General features: G+C 61.0%; 1 pseudogene. It reads left to right on the top strand.

Going from position 1 to position 236, the window contains the following annotated elements:
* Window positions 1–193 (top strand): annotated as a pseudogene (proA, locus tag ACPYOI_RS37070) (glutamate-5-semialdehyde dehydrogenase); the annotation flags it as partial.
* Between the last annotated feature and the right edge of the window lie 43 nt (window positions 194–236).

Here is a 236-nt window from a genome sequence, read left to right as displayed (position 1 = left end):
CCTCCTCACCGAGATCGATTCGGCGATCCTCTTGCACAATGCCTAGACGCAGTTCGCCGATGGCGGCGAATTCGGCATGGGCGCGGAAATCGGCATCGCCACCGGCAAGATGCATGCTCGCGGACCTGTCGGCGTCGAACAGCTGACCTCCTTCAAATATCGCGTGCGCGGCACCGGACAGATACGGCCCTGACGTGCTGAGAGAAGAGATCGATCAACGCTATCTGCGCATGCCC

The sequence above is a fragment of the Rhizobium sp. SVR5-2C genome (assembly GCF_056755115.1).
Note: the sequence above shows the minus strand (reverse complement) of the source record. Positions and strands in the feature narration are given on the sequence as shown.